The 18,340-nt window shown below is 50.4% G+C and carries 21 protein-coding genes and 1 riboswitch; of the genes, 19 read left to right on the top strand and 2 right to left on the bottom strand.

Annotation, left to right across the window (positions count from 1 at the left end):
- Window positions 1-189 precede the first annotated feature (189 nt).
- The 14 genes from P402_RS0110510 to P402_RS0110445 all read left to right on the top strand — a co-directional run bounded on the left by P402_RS0110510 (window position 190) and on the right by P402_RS0110445 (window position 12,751).
- Window positions 190-615, top strand: coding sequence for an OsmC family protein (locus P402_RS0110510; RefSeq protein WP_026828645.1), 426 nt, complete (start codon window positions 190-192; stop codon window positions 613-615).
- Window positions 612-1,850 (top strand): beta-N-acetylhexosaminidase, encoded by a 1,239-nt coding sequence (gene nagZ, locus P402_RS0110505; RefSeq protein ID WP_026828644.1) that lies wholly within the window; start codon window positions 612-614, stop codon window positions 1,848-1,850. The genes P402_RS0110510 and nagZ overlap by 4 nt, the downstream gene beginning before the upstream one ends.
- 59 nt (window positions 1,851-1,909) lie before the next feature.
- Window positions 1,910-2,012, top strand: a riboswitch (TPP riboswitch).
- A gap of 91 nt (window positions 2,013-2,103) precedes the next feature.
- Window positions 2,104-2,700, top strand: coding sequence for a thiamine phosphate synthase (locus tag P402_RS0110500; RefSeq protein WP_026828643.1), 597 nt, complete (start codon window positions 2,104-2,106; stop codon window positions 2,698-2,700).
- The gene (locus tag P402_RS0110495; protein ID WP_026828642.1) at window positions 2,697-3,701 is read left to right on the top strand and encodes an NAD(P)/FAD-dependent oxidoreductase; all 1,005 of its coding nucleotides are present in this window, start codon (window positions 2,697-2,699) and stop codon (window positions 3,699-3,701) included. Before P402_RS0110500 ends, P402_RS0110495 begins: the two co-directional genes overlap by 4 nt.
- Window positions 3,686-3,889 carry a sulfur carrier protein ThiS gene (gene thiS / locus P402_RS0110490; RefSeq protein ID WP_026828641.1) on the top strand — a complete coding sequence of 68 codons (204 nt, stop codon included), beginning with the start codon at window positions 3,686-3,688 and terminating at the stop codon, window positions 3,887-3,889. Before P402_RS0110495 ends, thiS begins: the two co-directional genes overlap by 16 nt.
- A gap of 1 nt (window position 3,890) precedes the next feature.
- On the top strand, window positions 3,891-4,658 hold the full coding sequence (locus P402_RS0110485) for a thiazole synthase (RefSeq protein WP_026828640.1): 768 nt from the start codon (window positions 3,891-3,893) through the stop codon (window positions 4,656-4,658).
- A complete protein-coding gene (locus P402_RS0110480) occupies window positions 4,655-5,665 on the top strand; it encodes a ThiF family adenylyltransferase (protein ID WP_026828639.1) in 1,011 nt (336 codons plus the stop codon). The genes P402_RS0110485 and P402_RS0110480 overlap by 4 nt, the downstream gene beginning before the upstream one ends.
- 127 nt (window positions 5,666-5,792) lie before the next feature.
- Entirely contained in the window at window positions 5,793-6,182 is a 390-nt protein-coding gene (locus tag P402_RS0110475; RefSeq protein ID WP_026828638.1) for a hypothetical protein, read from the top strand.
- An 85-nt stretch (window positions 6,183-6,267) separates the two neighbouring features.
- Window positions 6,268-6,474: a hypothetical protein gene (locus P402_RS16485; RefSeq protein WP_034769916.1), complete on the top strand. Its 207-nt coding sequence runs from the start codon at window positions 6,268-6,270 to the stop codon at window positions 6,472-6,474.
- A 147-nt stretch (window positions 6,475-6,621) separates the two neighbouring features.
- Entirely contained in the window at window positions 6,622-7,743 is a 1,122-nt protein-coding gene (locus tag P402_RS0110465; protein ID WP_026828637.1) for an exonuclease SbcCD subunit D, read from the top strand.
- Window positions 7,725-10,733 carry an AAA family ATPase gene (locus tag P402_RS0110460; protein WP_026828636.1) on the top strand — a complete coding sequence of 1,003 codons (3,009 nt, stop codon included), beginning with the start codon at window positions 7,725-7,727 and terminating at the stop codon, window positions 10,731-10,733. The genes P402_RS0110465 and P402_RS0110460 overlap by 19 nt, the downstream gene beginning before the upstream one ends.
- 10 nt (window positions 10,734-10,743) lie before the next feature.
- The gene (locus tag P402_RS0110455; protein ID WP_026828635.1) at window positions 10,744-11,535 is read left to right on the top strand and encodes an aminoglycoside N(3)-acetyltransferase; all 792 of its coding nucleotides are present in this window, start codon (window positions 10,744-10,746) and stop codon (window positions 11,533-11,535) included.
- A gap of 58 nt (window positions 11,536-11,593) precedes the next feature.
- Window positions 11,594-12,331, top strand: coding sequence for a Bax inhibitor-1/YccA family protein (locus P402_RS0110450; protein WP_026828634.1), 738 nt, complete (start codon window positions 11,594-11,596; stop codon window positions 12,329-12,331).
- A gap of 30 nt (window positions 12,332-12,361) precedes the next feature.
- Window positions 12,362-12,751: a thiol-disulfide oxidoreductase DCC family protein gene (locus tag P402_RS0110445; RefSeq protein WP_026828633.1), complete on the top strand. Its 390-nt coding sequence runs from the start codon at window positions 12,362-12,364 to the stop codon at window positions 12,749-12,751.
- 183 nt (window positions 12,752-12,934) lie between these two features.
- Here P402_RS0110445 and P402_RS0110440 read toward each other — a convergent pair whose 3' ends face one another.
- A complete protein-coding gene (locus P402_RS0110440) occupies window positions 12,935-13,252 on the bottom strand; it encodes a hypothetical protein (protein WP_235188864.1) in 318 nt (105 codons plus the stop codon).
- A 118-nt stretch (window positions 13,253-13,370) separates the two neighbouring features.
- Between P402_RS0110440 and P402_RS0110435 the strand changes: the two genes are divergently transcribed.
- From P402_RS0110435 to P402_RS0110420, 4 genes are all read left to right on the top strand, one after another.
- Complete coding sequence (locus P402_RS0110435; protein ID WP_235188863.1) at window positions 13,371-14,111, top strand: nuclease-related domain-containing protein; 741 nt, start codon at window positions 13,371-13,373, stop codon at window positions 14,109-14,111.
- 86 nt (window positions 14,112-14,197) lie between these two features.
- Window positions 14,198-14,827: a hypothetical protein gene (locus P402_RS17190; protein WP_026828630.1), complete on the top strand. Its 630-nt coding sequence runs from the start codon at window positions 14,198-14,200 to the stop codon at window positions 14,825-14,827.
- A 156-nt stretch (window positions 14,828-14,983) separates the two neighbouring features.
- Window positions 14,984-15,406 (top strand): MarR family winged helix-turn-helix transcriptional regulator, encoded by a 423-nt coding sequence (locus P402_RS0110425; RefSeq protein WP_026828629.1) that lies wholly within the window; start codon window positions 14,984-14,986, stop codon window positions 15,404-15,406.
- Between the two features lie 72 nt (window positions 15,407-15,478).
- The gene (locus P402_RS0110420) at window positions 15,479-16,507 is read left to right on the top strand and encodes a YhgE/Pip domain-containing protein (RefSeq protein WP_026828628.1); all 1,029 of its coding nucleotides are present in this window, start codon (window positions 15,479-15,481) and stop codon (window positions 16,505-16,507) included.
- Window positions 16,508-16,553: 46 nt separating this feature from the next.
- On the opposite strand, the gene P402_RS0110415 is transcribed toward P402_RS0110420, so the two are convergent.
- Complete coding sequence (locus tag P402_RS0110415; RefSeq protein WP_026828627.1) at window positions 16,554-17,195, bottom strand: SDR family oxidoreductase; 642 nt, start codon at window positions 17,193-17,195, stop codon at window positions 16,554-16,556.
- Between the two features lie 203 nt (window positions 17,196-17,398).
- Between P402_RS0110415 and P402_RS0110410 the strand changes: the two genes are divergently transcribed.
- A complete protein-coding gene (locus tag P402_RS0110410) occupies window positions 17,399-18,220 on the top strand; it encodes a transporter substrate-binding domain-containing protein (RefSeq protein WP_026828626.1) in 822 nt (273 codons plus the stop codon).
- The last annotated feature ends 120 nt before the right edge of the window (window positions 18,221-18,340 follow it).

The raw sequence follows: 18,340 nt of genomic DNA, 5'->3' as shown, positions 1-18,340 counted from the left end.
TCTGGCGCCTATGCGCAAAAAAACTATCGTGTTTCAGAATAGCATGATTTAAGAAGGGCGGAAACCGGATTTACCTGTCACAGGAAAAGAAGAATTATTTTGAATAGACAGTCAATTTCACTTGCCATGCATTCGGGTATACTAACAGAGTAGGAAACATCACTTAAATCAGAAAAGGACGTGATCTTGATGCAAGCAACAGTCACTTGGAATCAGAAGATGGGTTTTAGCGGGGAAACCGAATCAGGACATCACTTGGCAATGGATGCCGCACCGGAAAACGGCGGGGACAATCAGGCACCCCGGCCGACGGAACTCCTGCTTCACGCCGTCGCCGGCTGTACCGGCATCGATATCGTCTCGATTTTAGAGAAGATGCGTTTGACATTGACATCATTTGAAATGGATATCGAAGGGGAACGGGCAGATGACCATCCGCGCCGCTTCACGACGATTTCGATTCATTACCGGCTCGAAGGCGATTTACCGGACGATAAAGTCCGCCGGGCGATTTCGTTGTCCAAAGATAAATACTGCTCGGTCTCCCAGTCCTTGAACGCTGAGATTGAAGTCTACTATTCCATTAATGGTGTCCGGAACGAGGAACCGATTTGAAACGGATTGTCCCTGTCCTGTTAACAAGCGTCCTGCTCGCCGGTTGCGCCGATGAGCCGACACAGCCTGTCGAACCGCAACCGAAGCCGGCGAAGAAAACAAAACCGCCGCAACCGGACCGGCCTTCTGCCGCTGAACGGGCGGACAAACAACTGAAAGAGACGATCTCGAAGATGTCGACGGCGGAAAAAGTCGATCAGTTGCTGTACATCGGCGTAACGGGAACAGCCCTGACACAAACGGACCGTCAATTATTGCAGGATCATACGCTTGGTGGTGTCCTGTTGCTCGGTGGCAATATCACATCAACCGATCAGCTGAAAACCTTTACGACAGCGATTAGCGAAGCGCAAACGGCGGACGAAAAAGCGTTTCTTGGTTTTGATGAAGAAGGCGGACGTGTCAGCCGGGTGCCGGATGCCAAACTCAAGTTATCGCCGAGCCTGTCATTTGGTCATAAAAATGATCCCGGATTGATGACGGAAGTCGGGCAGACGCTCGGTTCGATTTCCCGTTTTTACGGCTTCAACATGAATTTCGCCCCGGTTCTTGACGTCAACAGTAACCCGGCGAACCCGATTATCGGTGACCGGGCACTCAGTGCAGATGCGGAACAGGTCGCCCGGCTTGGTATTCCGTTGATGCAGGGGATGAAGGCGGAAGATGTTGTCCCGGTCGTCAAACACTTCCCGGGTCACGGGGATACGACCATCGATTCGCATGTTGGTCTGCCACGGGTCGATGCTTCGAAAGCGGAACTTGAACAGACGGAACTGGTACCGTTCAAACGGGCGATTCAAAACGGGGCCGAGATGGTCATGGTTGCGCACATCCTGTTCCCGGCACTCGATCAAAACCGTCCGTCCTCGTTGTCGAAACCCGTCATGACCGGTCTGTTACGGGATGAACTGAAGTTTGATGGTGTCATCATCACGGATGATCTCGTGATGGGAGCAATCACGGAACGGTACGGACTTGCCCAGGCAGCAAGTCTTGCCCTCGAAAATGGTGCTGATATGGCGATGTTCTCATCGCCCGGCGGATACGCGTCCGTTCATAAGGGAATCATGGCGCGGATCAAACAAGGAAAATTGTCGGCAGCAGATCTCGATCAGAAAGTCGGGCGGGTCTTACGCTTAAAACAAACGTATGACTTGTCGCAAACGAAACGCGTCGACAAGTATGAACAGCTGATCAAGCAGGTCAAAGCGGTCGAATCAGACATGCGACGCTGATCAAGGGTGGAATACACGTGACTATCCGTGATAAACTACAGACGTACCACACAAATTAATATCTACACTAGGGGAGTCTCGCAGCAGACTGAGACGGAAGTATCCGGACCCTTTGAACCTGATCTAGTTCGTACTAGCGGAGGGAAGTGGATTCCGATCAATCATCCGAGGATGCGACGACTGTCGCCCTTTTTTGTAGGACCACTCCATCAGTTCATGGGGTGGTCCTTTTTCGTGTGGAAAGGGGGAAATAATGACGCAGTTACATCTGTTGACAACCGGCAAGCAACGTCCGGACGTGCTCGAACGCTTGTTGCCGGAACTCGCTGCAACCGTCGACCGGATTCATCTGCGGGAACCGTCATGGTCGGCGAAGGAACTGGTCGCGTGCATCGAAACACTCGTGCGACGAGGCGTAAAAATTGAGCAATTAATTGTCCATGACCGGCTGGACGTGGCAGTCGTCACCGGCACCGGAGTTCAGCTGACAACACGCAGCATTCCGATCGACCGTGTCCGGAGCCGTTTCCCGGAACTGGTGATTGGTCAATCGGTCCATTCATTGACGGAAGCACTGGCGGCAGAACAGGGGGGTGCTGATTACGTCCTATACGGCCATATTTTTGAGACGGGATCGAAACCCGGTGTACCGCCAAGAGGACTTGATGCCTTAAAACAGGTTGTCGACTGGACATCGATTCCGGTTATCGCAATCGGCGGAATTAAACCGGACAATCTACAGGATGTCATGGCGACAGGCTGCTCAGGTGGCGCCGTCTTGTCGGGCATTCTTGGTCAAACGTCTCCGGTTGAAGCAGCCGGACGGTTCCGGGCGGTGATTGGACGATGAAGCAACCGGATGTATTGATTGTCGGCGCCGGTATCATCGGTTTGACACTCGGTTATGAGCTCCTTCAGCGTGGACAAAGCGTCCATTTGCTTGAACAGTCAACAGTCGGACAGGGGGCGACACGGGCGGCAGCGGGAATGCTCGCGACGGACGAAGAACTGTCGGAACCGTTACATGCGTTAGCGGCAGTGAGCCGTGCGCTTTATCCGCAGCTTGTCCGTCAATTGTTCGACGAGACCGGGTTGACGAGCGGCTATCTCGAACTGCCATTTCAGTTGCGACAGAAGAATAAAACCGTCCAATTTGAACGGGTCGGTCAAGTCGATCCTCCGTTGCTCGTCCGCGCGTTACGGCAAGCGATTGAACAGCGGGGCGGGGTGATTGAAGAACAGGTGACTGTCTTGCGTCTTTTGCGGGACAACGAGACGGTAACCGGGGTTGAAACAAGCCGGGGACGGCAATTTGGTCGACAGGTCGTCATTGCCGGTGGACGAGGGTCGGAACCGTTGTTGCAAACGATCGGGATTTCGATTGACACGCTCCCGGTCAAAGGCGAGTGCCTGTCTGTCCGCCTCGCAACCGGTCAACTCGAACAGACCTTGTTTCATGAGACGGTGTATCTCGTCCCGAAAGCAGACGGACGGATCATCATCGGCGCTACGGAACACGTTGGCGAGGAATCGACGACGGTCAACGCGGGTAGCGTCTCGGATCTGTTGACGGCAGCAATCGACGTATATCCGCCAATCCGTGATGCGGCACTGGTTGAGATCTGGTCCGGCGTCCGGCCGCAGACCCGTGACGGGTTACCGTATCTTGGACGGGTCAAAGGGGTTGCCGGTTTGTCGGTCGCGACGGGACATCACCGGCACGGTATCCTGCTCGCTCCGGTGACAGCGCAAGTCCTCGCCGATTGTGTCATGAACCGAAAACCGGAAGTTACGCTGGAGGCGTTTTGTTGCAGACGACACGAGGAGGAGAATACATGCAAATCCGATTGAATGGGAAAGCCTATCCACTGGCGGAACAAACGAAGACGCTACACGACTTGATTCAGCAGTTGAACATCGATGAAGAGGTCGTCATCATCGAACAAAATCATCAAATCATCGACCGGTCCCGGTATACGTTCACGAACGTCCAACCCGGTGATGTCGTTGAAATCGTTCATTTTGTAGGAGGCGGATAACATGTTAGAAATTGGCGGAAAAACATTTACATCACGATTATTACTCGGAACGGGAAAATATCCGGACGCTGAGACGCAACAACAAGCGGTCGAAGCATCGGAAACGAACATTTTAACGTTTTCCGTCCGGCGTTTTGACGTCTTTGCGAAAGAACAGACGAATCCACTCGCAGCACTCGACTTAAGTCGCTATGATCTGTTGCCGAACACGGCGGGCGCAAAAACGGCGGAAGAAGCCGTCCGGCTGGCCCGTCTTGCCCGGGCATCCGGCATGTGCGACATGGTCAAGGTCGAGGTGATCGGTTGCGACAAGACGTTATTACCGGATCCGATCGAAACCTTGCGGGCGGCAGAGGAATTGATCAAGGACGGTTTCATCGTCTTGCCGTATACATCGGATGATTTACTGCTCGCGCGTCGGCTCGAGGAACTGGGCTGTCACGCGATCATGCCGGCAGCGTCACCGATCGGTTCGGGGCAGGGGATCTTAAATCCGCTTGCGCTCAGTTTCATCATCGAGCAGATGACGGTCCCGGTCATCGTGGACGCAGGGATTGGCTCACCGGCTGACGCGGCTTACGCGATGGAACTGGGTGCCGATGGTGTCTTGCTGAATTCTGCGGTCGCCCATGCCAACGATCCGGTCAAGATGGCACAGGCGATGAAACTGGCGGTCGAAGCCGGGCGCCTCGGTTTCGAAGCGGGACGGATTGAGAAAAAACGGTATGCGACGGCAAGCAGTCCGACGACTGGAATCAGCCGCCCATGACGGATCGCTACAGCCGCCAAATCCGCTTTCGTCCGATCGGACAAGGCGGACAAGAGCAATTGGCTGAGCGCCGCGTCGTCATCATCGGTCTCGGTGCGCTCGGGACAGCCAGTGCGGAACAGCTCGTCCGGGCCGGTGTCGGACATTTGACCCTGATCGACCGTGATTACGTCGAGTGGAGCAATCTCCAACGGCAACAATTGTACACGGAACGGGATGCCCGGGAACGGCTGCCGAAAGCGGTCGCAGCCAAGCAACGGCTTCGCGACATCAATTCGACCGTGACGATTGAAGCGATTGTGGAAGACGTGACGGCAACGAACATTGATCGACTCGTTGCGCAGGCAGACCTGATCATGGATGCGACAGACAATTTCGCGATCCGGATGCTGATCAATGATGTCGCAGCGAAACGGGAGATTCCTTGGATTTACGGAGCCTGTGTCGCGAGTTACGGCATGACATACACCGTTTTACCGAAGGAGACGCCTTGTCTGCATTGTTTGCTGAATCACCTGCCGAAGCAACAGGAGACGTGCGATACCCGGGGCATCATCAGTCCGGCTGTCCAACTGGTAGCCTCGCATCAAGTGACGGAAACATTGAAACTGTTGACGGGTGCAAAAGCTGCACTACGACGGACGTTGTTGTCGTTTGATCTTTGGACGAATCAGCAGAGTCAGATTGATGTCACGTCCTTAAAACGATCAGCCTGTCCTTCATGCGGCGACGCTGCCGTCTATCCGTATCTTAACGGAACGCCACTCCAGTTCGTCACGTTGTGCGGTCGGGACACCGTTCAAGTCCGGGGAGAAGGGGAACGGGACTTGGTCCGGCTTGAAAACGAGATGCTGGCACGCGGGATCAAAAGTCAACGGAACCCGTATTTACTGATGTTTGAAACGGCGCAGAACCGGATTGTCGCCTTTGCCGACGGGCGGATCTTAATTCACGGCGAAGCGGATCCGGAGCAGGCAAAACGAACATATACGACATATTTCCAGTAAGCGTTCACAGGAAAGTAAACATTTTTTTTCGATACATGTTTTAGATGTTTAAAAAAGAGGTAAATAAGACTTCAGACGTAAGTCGGAGCTTTTTAGTTAAGATTGAATGTGAAGAGGAGTGATTACGATGAAACAAGAATTCGATCAATCGATCCAGTCATTGGATCAGACGAAGCGGACAGACCACGCAGCTGAAGCCGTTCAGCAGGCGAATTGGAATCCAGACCGGTATCGGACGAATCTGAATCCGTTTTATCTGTCACCTTGCAGCGTCGAACGCCGGGAAGACCGTCAACAGGAAGTTGACCGGATTGTCGAAGTCGAGCCTACATCCTCCCCTCTCCAACAGTTATTCGAGCAGAAACAGGAAGAGCATATAACAGCTACTGAACCAGGTTCCGCCAAAAATCCCGGTGGAAAATTTACGACTGGGATTGTCGTCGGAGCAATCATTGGAGGATCCGTATCCATCTTCACATCGGTGAAGCGATTTCGTCAAAAGCGTCGGACCCACTGAGGATGACCTCTAACGTGTTGTAAAGAACCGTCTCCTTGTTAAAAGGGAGACGGTTTTTTGTTTAGGAAAACAGGAGGGGATGGCAATGCAATCAGATGAATCCAAATCCAAGGTATTCTCTTCACTCGCAAAACCCGTACAACGGGCATTGAACGCGCATGGAGTGACGTCCCTGACCGGCTTATCGATGTACCGGGAAGACGAAGTGCTAAGGTGGCACGGAATCGGTCCTTCGTCGATACCGAAGTTGAAACAGGCGTTAACAGATCATGGATTGGCATTTAAGTCGTGAATCAACACGAGACCCATTGATTGACGGGGGGAATCCCTGCTCGATTGATGGGTTTTGTTTGGTTTGGAATCGGCAGGAGCATCGGCAGAAACGATCAAGTCATGCTAAAATAAGGATATTATAGAGAAAAAGTGAGCGTGATGAGATATGAAATGGATTCATACTGCCGATTGGCATTTAGGGAAAATCGTTCACGGGGAATCGATGCTTGACAATCAGCGAGCTGTTCTCCAGGAATTTCTGCAATTGCTTGACCGGGAACAACCGGACGCGGTCATCATTGCCGGTGATTTATATGATCGGGCTGTCCCGCCGACGGAAGCCGTCGAACTGCTGGATACCGTCTTAGCCGACATCGTGCTCGAACGGAAGATTCCGGTCGTCGCGATCAGCGGCAACCATGATTCAGCGGAACGACTGAGCTTCGGAACGACGTTATTACAACGGGCGGGTCTTCATCTGGCCGGAAAGTTAACATCAACAATCGAACCGGTCGAGATTCAAGGCGTCCGTTTTTACCCGGTTCCGTTCGCGGATCCGGCGACCGTCCGCTATGTCTATCAAGATGAAACGATCCGGACGCATGATGACGCGATGCGAAAAATCATCGGGATGCTGGACATCGAGGGACCGAGTGTCCTCGTCGGGCATGCCTTTGTCATAGGCGGACTTGAGACCGATTCCGAACGGCAGTTGTCAGTCGGGACCGCGGGACAGGTCAGCGCCAGCGCCTTTGCTCCGTTTACGTATACGGCACTTGGGCATTTGCATAATCCGCTTGCGATCAACTCGGAGACAATCCGTTACAGTGGGTCGTTGTTGAAGTACTCGTTCTCGGAAGCACATCACGTCAAAGGTGTCGATGTTCTGACGTTGAACGATACCGGGACGTTTGACCGCCGCTTCGAACCGTTGACGGCCAAGCGCGATTTGCGTGAACTGACCGGCAGTCTCGCTGAGCTGACGGATCCGGTCTTCGTCGCGACACAAACGACGGATGATTACATTAAAATCAACTTGACGGATGCTGAAGCGTTGATTGATCCGATGGGGAAATTAAAGAAAATCTATCCGAATATCCTCCATCTCGAACGGACCGGATTTACCCGTGAAAGTACCCGGGCCGTCCAGGCGTCACGCGATCAGGTCCAGGCCGCGACAGTAACGGATCTGTTCCGTGAATTTTATGAAGCGGTCCGGGAAAAACAACCGACGGATGCGATGCAAGCCGTCTTAGAGGAGGAAGCTGCATGCGTCCAGAACGATTGACCTTACGTGCGTTCGGACCGTTTGCCGACGAAGAGACAATTGATTTTCGTGCGCTCGGCGGGCGGACGATGTTTGTCATCTCGGGTAATACCGGTGCCGGAAAAACGACGATTTTTGATGCGTTGACGTTTGCCTTGTACGGCGAAACGTCAGGCGGCGAACGGGAAATGAGCGATCTGCGCAGTCATTTCGCGAAACCGGAAGATAAAACGGAAGTCGAACTTGAATTTTTGTTAAAAGGCGAACGCTACCGGATCATTCGGCAACCGAGTCAGCCGCACCCGGTCAATAAGACGGATTACGGTCATGAGGCTGAACTCGCGCGGCATGACGGCACGACCTGGAAACCGCTTGCGCTGAAAATTCCGGAAATCCGCCAACAGGTGCAGGAACTGTTGCAACTCGATCACAAGCAGTTTTCGCAAATCTTATTGCTTCCGCAAAACAAGTTCCGGGAACTGTTGATGGCAGAGTCAAAAGACAAATTACAGATCCTCAAGCAGTTGTTCAAGACGGAACACTACGGGGAGTTTCAACAGCGTCTCCACCGGAAAGCACTCGATCTTGCAGCGGCCATCAAAGAAACGAAAACGAAGCAGCTCGCGAAGTTGGAAGAATTACCGCTCGACCTCAACTGGTCGGAAGCGACGGAAACGACGATCCGTCACCAGACCGATACATTACTTGCGACACTTGATGAAAAAATTGAGCAGGCAAAGACGGTGGAACAGACGGGACGTCAAACGGTCGAACAGTTGACAGAACGGTTGCGTCAGGCCGAACAACTCGAGCAGACCTTCACTGAGTACGATCAATTAGTATCTCTTGAGCAACAGCTTGCCTTGACGTTGCCGGAAACGATGCGTCAGAAAGAGCAGTACGACGCAGCGGCCCGGGCAGCGGCGATTCAAGGAGTGTACGAAACGTTTCAGTCGGTGGAACAAACGGTCCGGCAATTAGCCGGCACGAAACAAACGGTTCTGTCGGAACTCGAACATCTGCAACAGCAACTCGAACAGGTGAACCGGACCGTCGAACAATTGACGGGACAGGAACCGGAAATGCGTGAAGCATCCCGGCGACTGGAGCAAATTGCGGACGAACTGCAACGACTGCAGGATCAGGAACAATTGGTGCGTCAACAAGAAGATTTACGACGTGCCGTCGCCACCTTAAATCCCGAAGCGTTACGTGAACAGCGGACTCGTCAGCGCAGTGAACGGACGCAGCTACAGGCTGAAATCGCGACGATGACCGACGATTCGAGCACCCGTTTGTCCTTACAGGAACGACGATTCATCTTGCAATCGGTCGAACAAAAACAGCAGGAATGGCAACGCAATGAATCAGAGCGGCTCCGGTTGATCGAGCAGGGCACACGCGTCAAAGCGGAAAAGGAACAGGCGGAACGGACGTATACGGCAGGACGTCAGAATGAACGCCGACAACTGGCGGCGGAGCTTGCGGCACATCTGCATGACGGGGAAGCCTGTCCGGTCTGTGGCAGCGCGACGCATCCGCAACTCGCCGTCAAGACGGAACCGCTCGATGTCGAAGCCTTGCACCAAGCCTACTTAACCGCGCAATCGGCGCACCAGGAGTTACAGGCGACGTACCGGACTGTTGCGGAACGGAAACGGCAACTCGAACAGGAGCTGAAGACACTTGCTGACGGACAGCCGGTTCCGAACGATGTGACAGCAATTCGTACAGAAATCAACAACTTAAAAAATCAAGAGAGCCGCCTGCAACAGCAACAGGAGCGAAAACAGCAGATGGAACAACAGCTCCGAACCATCGAGACGGCACTGGAACAGGCAGACCGTCAAATCGAGGATGAGACGAACCGGCAGTCGAAACTGCAATTGGAACTGGCACGGCTCGAAGGGATGCTGAATCAAAATCCGAATGCACCGTCACGCCGCGAGTTGGAAACGGAACAGCAGACACTGACAAAACGGTTGGCGGAGTTTGAAGCGGCACGGACAGCAGGACAGACTCAAAAACAACGGCTCGATCAGGAAGTCGCGGCGCGGACCGGACGCCTTGAGCACGTGGAAGAAGAATTGACGACACATACGTCGAAGCGGACGGAAGCCAAACGTGCTTTGGAGCAGAGCCTGCAGGAAGAACGTTTCGAGACGATCAAACAATTCGAGCAGGCCCGTCTGACACGACAAATGATGGAACAGTTGGCGGAAAGACTCGAAGCCGACCGGCGGAAACGGCAGGATGTCGAAAGCGGTCTTGAGCGGATCCGACAACTGATTCAGCAACAGGATCGTCCGGATCTTACGGCCCTTCGTCCGATCGTCAGACAAGCAGAAGTGGAACTGGCGACAGCAACGGATTACCGGATCGGCGTTGAAAAAGAACGGTTGCACGTCAAACAGCTCGTTGATGCCTGGTCGAGCTTACAGCAACAAATCGAAGCGGAAGATGCGCGGTACGGTATCCTCGGCGAGCTGGCGCGGGTCGGTGTCGGTGATAATGCCCAGCGGATGACGTTTGAGACGTATGTCCAGACTGCCTATTTCGATGAAATTTTGCAGGCGGCGAACCGTCACTTACACGGGATGACGTCCGGACGTTTCCTGCTCGAACGGAAGACGGAAGCAGGTAAAGGATTAAAAAAATACGGACTCGATTTAAACGTCTTTGATGCCTATACATCGCAGACACGGCACGTCAAGACGTTGTCCGGCGGGGAAAGCTTTAAGGCGTCACTTGCTTTGGCGCTCGGATTATCGGAAGTGGTACAGGAAGCGAGTGGCGGCGTGTCGCTTGAGACGATGTTCATCGATGAAGGATTCGGTACGCTTGATCCGGAATCGCTCGAACAGGCAATTGAAACCCTGTTGTCGATTCAGGCGAGCGGTCGGATGGTCGGTATCATTAGCCACGTGCAGGAACTGAAGTCACGAGTCGATGCGAAAATTGAAGTGACGCAAGGCAAAACAGGATCGACGATTCGCCTTGTCGTCGAGTAAGGGGTGCGAAATGGAAACAAGACAAATGGTCACGAAATCAAGACTGATCACTGATTTGAAACAACTTGGTGTGACGCCCGGCATGAAAGTGTTCGTCCACAGCTCGATGAAGGAAATCGGTTGGATTCCGGGCGGCGCACAATCAATCATCGAAGCGTTGCAAGAGGTCGTTACAGCAGACGGTCTGATCATGATGGCGGCACAGAGCACAGATAATTCGGATCCGAAAAACTGGAGCCGTCCTGCCGTTCCGGAAGACTGGTGGGAGACGATCCGTCAAGAAATGCCGGCGTACGATCCGGCGAAGACACCAACCCGGAGTATCGGTAAGGTGCCGGAACTGTTCCGGACGTTCCCGGACGTCAAACGCAGTGCCCATCCGATGTGGTCGGTGACAGCCTGGGGAAAAGAGGCGGAATCCTTCGTTGTGGGTCATACGATTGACAATGGATTTGGTCCCGGCTCACCGCTTGAAAAATTCATTGAAGCGGACGGACAGATTCTGCATATAGGGTCGCCGTGGGATTCGACGACTGTTTGGCATTATGCCGAATACGGGATTGACCGCCCGCTCGAAGAATCGGGATGTAAAATGAAACAAGGAGACGAGGAAGTCTTTATTCGTTATCAGCACCGCATCATCGACAGTGATCCGTTTGGACCGATCGGTGAAGGTATGCTCGACGAACCGTTCGTCACGACAGGGAAGGTCGGACAGGCGACGTCGCATCTGGTCTCAGCCAAAGCTTCGATTCCGGTCGTGATGCTGCAACTAAATGCCTTAAATAGCTGGTTAAGCTGAAACTTTTCCGGGAAACAACCGTATTAAGAAATACAAAAACAGAAGGAGTGAACGCAAGATGGCAACACGTTTTAAAGTGAATCCAGCCTTACGCCGTGGTTTTGAGACGGCGCGTGCCGGCGAACGGCCGATGACGAAGGCAGGGACGATGAGTAAGATTTTCCTCTTACTTGCACTCGTCACGGCAGCAGCGGGAGGAACCTGGTTCTTTTTAGCCGCTAATCCGCAATTTTTAGTACCAGCCTTGATCGGAGGAGTCGTCCTCGGGTTGATTCTTGCGCTGATTATTACATTTAAACCGCGGACCGCTCCGGTACTTTCACCGGTTTACGCGATTGTCGAAGGGGTCGCCGTCGGTGCGATTTCACTGATGTTTGAAAGCATGTACCCGGGGCTCGTCGGGAAGGCAGTCCTCGCGACATTCGTTGTTTCGTTTGCGATGTGGTTCGTCTATTCGACGGGCATGATCAAAGTAACACAACGTTTCCGCTCAGCAGTCACGGCAGCGATTCTGTCGATCCTTGTCTTGTACGCTGTCAACTTGTTACTCGCGTTATTCGGTGTTGATCTGCCGTTCATGACAGGCAGTTCACCGCTTGCGATCGGCATTCAGTTCGTCATCGTGATCGTCGCCTCACTGTCACTGGTGATGGACTTTGATTTCATCTCGCAACAAGTCCAGGCCCGTGCACCGAAATCGATGGAGTGGGTGGCCGCGTTCGGTTTAATCGTCACGATCATCTGGCTCTACATCGAGATGCTCGATTTACTGTACCGTTTGGCAGCACGTGATTGATCTGGATTCATCTGTGAGGAGAAAATAGACATGAAACCACTGATCTTATTTGATGGGGACTGCAATTTGTGTGATGCCAGTGTCCAGTTCATCTTAAAACGCGATCAAGGTTATTATGACTTTGCTTCGTTGCAAGGCATACTGGGTCAACAGATGATTGAAAAACACCGGCTGTCGATGGATTTAGATAGTGTCGTCGTCATCGAACAGGGCGTGCCGTACGTCAAATCAGATGCGGCGCTTCAGATTACGAAGCATTTAAACAGTGCCTGGCCGCTTCTGTCGGCTTTTCGATGGTTGCCGCGATCGTTACGGGATGTCGTCTATGATTTCGTAGCCGAGCACCGGCATGAATGGTTCGGACAAAAACAGCAGTGTCTGCTGCCGGATCCAAAGACGCGGGCCCGGTTTCATGATTAAAGTAAAACAGGCAGGTTAAACGTAAACCGGATCATTCCTTTCTGACAGAGATGAATGATCCGGTTATTTTTTATGAGTATCATGTATTTTATAATACGTTCAGGTAACTTAATTAAAATATGTCCGCTGAACACACCAACAGGCAAGTCTTCCGAAAAAACGGAGGACTTGCCTATTGGTCGTTTAACGACTGTCGGACGAAGTGTCTTTGAGTGCATCGACATATTGTTTCGCTTCAAGCAAAGGATACCCCAGTGTTTCCCGGACAAGTTTGATGGCTTCGACCGTTTGATGATCAGTGAGAAGATGCTGAATTTTTTCATTGAGTAAGGTATGACTGTTTGCCGCATCCGTCATGCCGAGGTGTTCCTGAATCCGGGTCAGTTCGCGCAAAAGCTGTTGTTGCATGATCCTTTGTTTTGCAAGTTGTTGCGAGACGGATTGCCAGAACATGATCAAGAGGATCAAAGGCAACCAAATCGAAAAAAATGAGTCCAGCATAAAATCCCTCCTTTTTCTCACCGTACCACAACAAAAATGATGTAACAATTAGTGGAAATTGAAAAGAATACCGTTTATTCTGAAATAGTGGAAAATTAAGGGTTTGAAAAAGAAAGGAATGAAAAGTGTGGAAGATTTGTTAGAAACGCTGATTCCGACGTTACTTCTTACGGGGAGCGTTCTGTTAGTCGGGTTTGTGGTCACGCTCGGAAGTTTGTTTTATTTCCGTCGACGTTCGTTTGAGAAAAGTACATATAAGCACGTCACGCAGGAACGGTTTTTAAAAGCCGTTCGTGATAAAGGGATTTGGGGAGAGTATTTAACAACCCGACAACTTGAAAAAGTCGGAGGATACGGGAAATTCGTCATCAATACCTATCTGCCAAAAGCACGTGGAAAAGGTCTGACAGAAATCGACGTGACGTTCATTCATGAGAGTGGCATCTACGTGCTCGAGTCGAAAAATTACAGCGGATGGATTTTTGGAAAAGAAGCGGATCGACAGTGGACGCAGATGTTTAAAAATCGCTACAAACAAAAATTTTATAATCCGATTAAACAAAATGAACAACACCTGAAGAGCATGGAACGATTTTTGGAGGGGACGGTCGGAGAAGAAGTATTCCAGTCGGTCATCGTCTTCAGTGAACGTTGTGAACTCAAAAAAATTACTGTGGACTCCAGTCACGTCCATGTCATTAAGCGTAATGATTTACGGCGGACAATCAAGAAACTGGCGACTGTCGATCGTTTGACACCAGCACAGGTCGATGCTGTTTACAAACAACTCAAGCAACAATCTCAAGTCGAGCAAGAAGTGAAGGATGCACATATCGAGTCGATTAAATCGTTTACTTAATAAAAATATGCAAAATCTAATCATTTTGGAATGTTAAAAATTTACTACAAAGAAATTCCGATCAGAATGATAATTAGGAGAGAAAAATGAAGAACATAAAAAGAAACATATTTATTGTAATTGCTATTTTAGCTGCTCTTTTCATTGGCGGTGGAGTTGGTACGTATGAAGCAAAAGCGAAACTGCACGGAAAAGAAGTCGATATAACTGGACTTGAAAACGAAATTAAAAAACTAAAATCAGTCAGAGAGGATGCAGAGGAAGGAAAAGCAAGTGCAATGGAAGATTATCAATCAGTATTAGATATGATTGATCAGCGCGATGCGTTAAAATCTGATATCGTTAATGCTGAAGCTAAACTGCAAGCAAAAGAAGATGACTTCGAAAAAGTTGATGGCAATTATACTAAGATTAAGAATCAAATTAAAACTAAGGAAAATTTATTAAAACAATTAAGTATGCAAGTACGAGAAAAAATGGATGATCCTAAAATATTAAATGCTGGACAATATACAGTGGGTATTGATCTACCCGTTTCACGATACAAAGCTACAAATATCGGTTCAGGATCTAACTTCGTAGTACATAGTGCGAGCGGGGATTTAAAAGTAAACACAATTCTCGGAGCTGATGGTAGCGGAGATTACACATTTTACGCTGAAGATGGTGATACGCTGATTACTGAAGAAGCCGTAAAACTGATTCCGATGAAGTGAATAAAAGAAGAAACAGTTGTTGAGAAGTAATACTTCGTATCAACAACTGTTTTTTTAGAAGAAAAGAACAATTTGACAATCCACCGGTTCCGGCATATAGTAAATAAGTTCGAATAATAAGTAGTGCAACTATTATGCCGAAAGTGGGGAGTCTTCATGAAAGAAGCGGATTGGTCACTGGGTATGCAATTGTCACGCAGCTATCTGTCTTTTAAACGGGCGGCCACGAAACGGATGGAACAACATGGTCTGACGCCGGAACAATTTTCAGTGTTGAGTGAGCTGCATAAACAAGAAGGAATTTCACAAAAACAGTTGGCATTGACGACCGAGCGGGATCAGACGACGGTTGGTAAGATTCTTGATAAGCTGGTCAAGAAAGGGCTTGTCATTCGTTCGGCGGATCCTAGAGACCGGAGAGCCTTCATTTTGTTGACGACGAAAGAAGGCATCCAAACGATTCAGCTGCTCGAACCGACGCTCGATGAACTCCAGCAGCAGGCGTTTTCCGGTTTGACGAAAAAAGAGATCAAACAATTCATCAAGACACTCGAGACCATTTACAAAAATGTGACGTAAGTGGTTTCTCTTTTTGAACTGATAGTTGCACATGCTATTATAAGTAATGCATATAAAAGGGAGCGTAAGTAAATGAAGAGTTTTAAATCAGTATGGTCCATCACACAAACGAAAGTCGGGCTAATGTTTGCCTTGATTGTTCCGGTCTTATTCCTTGTCGTCTGGATGACCGGTTACCATGGGGCGACCGACCGGCTGGATCAGTTACGGGTCGCTGTCGTTAAAGACACGACGACGGAAGGACTGTATAACAATCTCAAAGATGATAGTCCGTTTACTGTCAAAGCCGTTTCGTCCGAAACGGAAGGTCTGAAACAACTGGATGCCGGAAAAGTCGAGATGGTGCTTGCTGTGGACTTGACCGATGCAAAACAAATGACGTTTCACGTCAACCAAGCGAATGCCGAGTTTGCGAACGGTATTCTGAAACAGGCGACGGCTGAAATCACGCAAGGCGTAAACGGACAGCCGGCTGTACGTTCGGATATCATCATCGAGCACCAGGTGTCTGATTTCTCGATGTCGATGCTACCGTTGTTACTTGGCTTCGTGATTTATATTGCCGTCATGACGATGGGAATCCAGTTTAATCTCGTGACACAAATTCTCCAAAAACGGTTTTCAAAATGGTCACTCTTTTGGAGCAAACAACTGTTGCACGGTATCGTCCTGCTGATCGTTCCACTCGTCATGGTATCGCTTGCGTTTGCGTTTGCCGATATCGAGACATCTTTCTTGAAAGTTTGGGCGTTCCAATTGTTGCTGACGGCAACGTGTATCAGCGTCACGCAGATGAACTTCACGATTTTTGGCCCGATTGCACCGCTTGTAAATGTCGCATTGATTCCGTTTCAGTTAATGACGGCGGGCAATATCGTTCCGTCTTCGATGCTCGCTCCGTTTTATCAGACGATTGGTCATTATCTGCCGGTTCCGAATGCGGTCGGTGGGTTAACCCGGTTACTGTATTTTGACGGGGACATCTCAACCTACCTCCTGCGATTGGCGATCATTTTGCTCGTGACACTTATCGTCACACTGATGTTGACAGCGCTCCGCCGGGAACAGGCGCATATCGTCGAAGTCAAACAGGCTTCCTGAATCAAAAAAACGAGCTTGATCCGGTCGGATCAAGCTCGTTTTTTAGTTAAGCAAACAGTTCAGTAATCACTGTGTCACCCGTTAATAAGGGAATCGTTTGATGGTAGGCCGACTGTTGGCCGATCGACGCGACGACGACACGGGCGACATCTTCCCGGGCAATCGTTGTTTCGTCCGTCGATGTCGGATCCGTCGTTACCGCTCCCGTTCCTGCCTCGTCCGTCAGACCACCCGGACGCAGGATTGTATAGGCAAGCGAACTTTCACGCAACAGACGATCCGCATAATGCTTCGCGACATAGTACGGTTTCATGCTGTCGGACCATGTTTCCGGCGAATCAGCATTTAAGGCGCTGACCATGATGAACTGGCTCGCTTGGATGCCTTCTGCTGCCGCAATCGATTTTGCCGCTCCGTCGAGATCAATCAAAATGGTTTTATCGGCACCGGTGTGACCGCCGGAGCCTGCTGTGAAGATGACGATGTCACTGCCTTGGATGGCATCTTGAATCGACGCGACTTCCTGCTCAAGATCGAGAAAAACCGGTGTTGCCCCAAGTGCTTCAAAATCTGCGAATTGCTCTTTTGAGCGCAGGCCGACACGGACATCGTGACTCGATCCGCTTAATTGCTTCGCCACCTGTCGACCGACTTTACCGTTTGCGCCAATAATGAATACGTTACTCATCTTCCATTCCTCCCATTCATTGAATCGTTCTTTATCAGTATGGAAGAAAGTAGGTGTATCCTGCAATCAAGAGGACTTGATGAAAGAACATCGCCTCATTTTGACGAAATAATCAAAAAATTGTTGGAACAGTTAGAACAATATGATACTGTTTTGAGTATTATACAAAACACAGCGTCAGACAGAGAGAGGAAGCGAGCAGAGTGAATAAACGAGGGTTAGCGCTTGGAGGAAGTCTGTTGCTTTCCGGTCTCATGATAGCGACACGATTAAAGGACGTCGCCGGTTCATTCAGCGTCGGCAAACAAAATGTCTTCACGACGAAGAAGATTGTCGTCGGAACAACCGGCGATTATAAGCCGTTTACGTACCTGAACCGTCAGACCAATCAATATGAAGGGTTCGACATCGATGTCATCCGATCGTTTGCGGAAGAAGCGGGGCTTGAAGTCGAGTTCGTCCCGACGACATGGGGGACGCTGACACGTGACTTACGTGCCGGGAAATTCCATATGGTCGTCGGTGGCGTCACGAAAAACATTGAACGGGAAATCGTCGGCGACTTTACAAAAAGTTATTTGTCGTTTCAAAAGACGCCGCTTGTCCGGTCGACGGACCTCAATCTGTTAACGTCGATCGAGGCAATCAATCGTCCGGATGTGACGATTGGCTTAAATCCGGGAGGGACAAATGAACAGTTCGTCCGGCAGACGTTTGATCAGGCGCATATCGTCATGTACACCGATAACTTGGCGATCCCGGCAGCTGTTGCGGCCGGAGAAGTTGATGTCATGATTACCGATACCGTCGAAGCGATTTATTATGCATCGCTCGATCAGCGACTCGGGGCTCCGAAAATCAGTGAGAAGTGGATTCCGGCTGAAAAGAGTTACCTGATCCAGGATCGACAGACCGAAGTCCTCGACGTCATGAATCTGTGGATGAACTCCTATGACGGACAGGAACGGATTCGAGTCTTAAAAGAAAAATGGTCTGTGGCTTCTATCGTACATGATGTCATCTAACTGAAAAAATTGATGGGCAAATCCAACTTTGGGTTTGCCCCTTTTTGTGCAATCGGTCAAAAAACGGGTAAAGGTAAGGAAGTGACTGAACGATTTACTGTCAAGAGGAAGGACGGATGA

Source organism: Exiguobacterium sibiricum 7-3, assembly GCF_000620865.1.
GTDB lineage: Bacteria > Bacillota > Bacilli > Exiguobacteriales > Exiguobacteriaceae > Exiguobacterium_A > Exiguobacterium_A sibiricum_A.
Note: the sequence above shows the minus strand (reverse complement) of the source record. Positions and strands in the feature narration are given on the sequence as shown.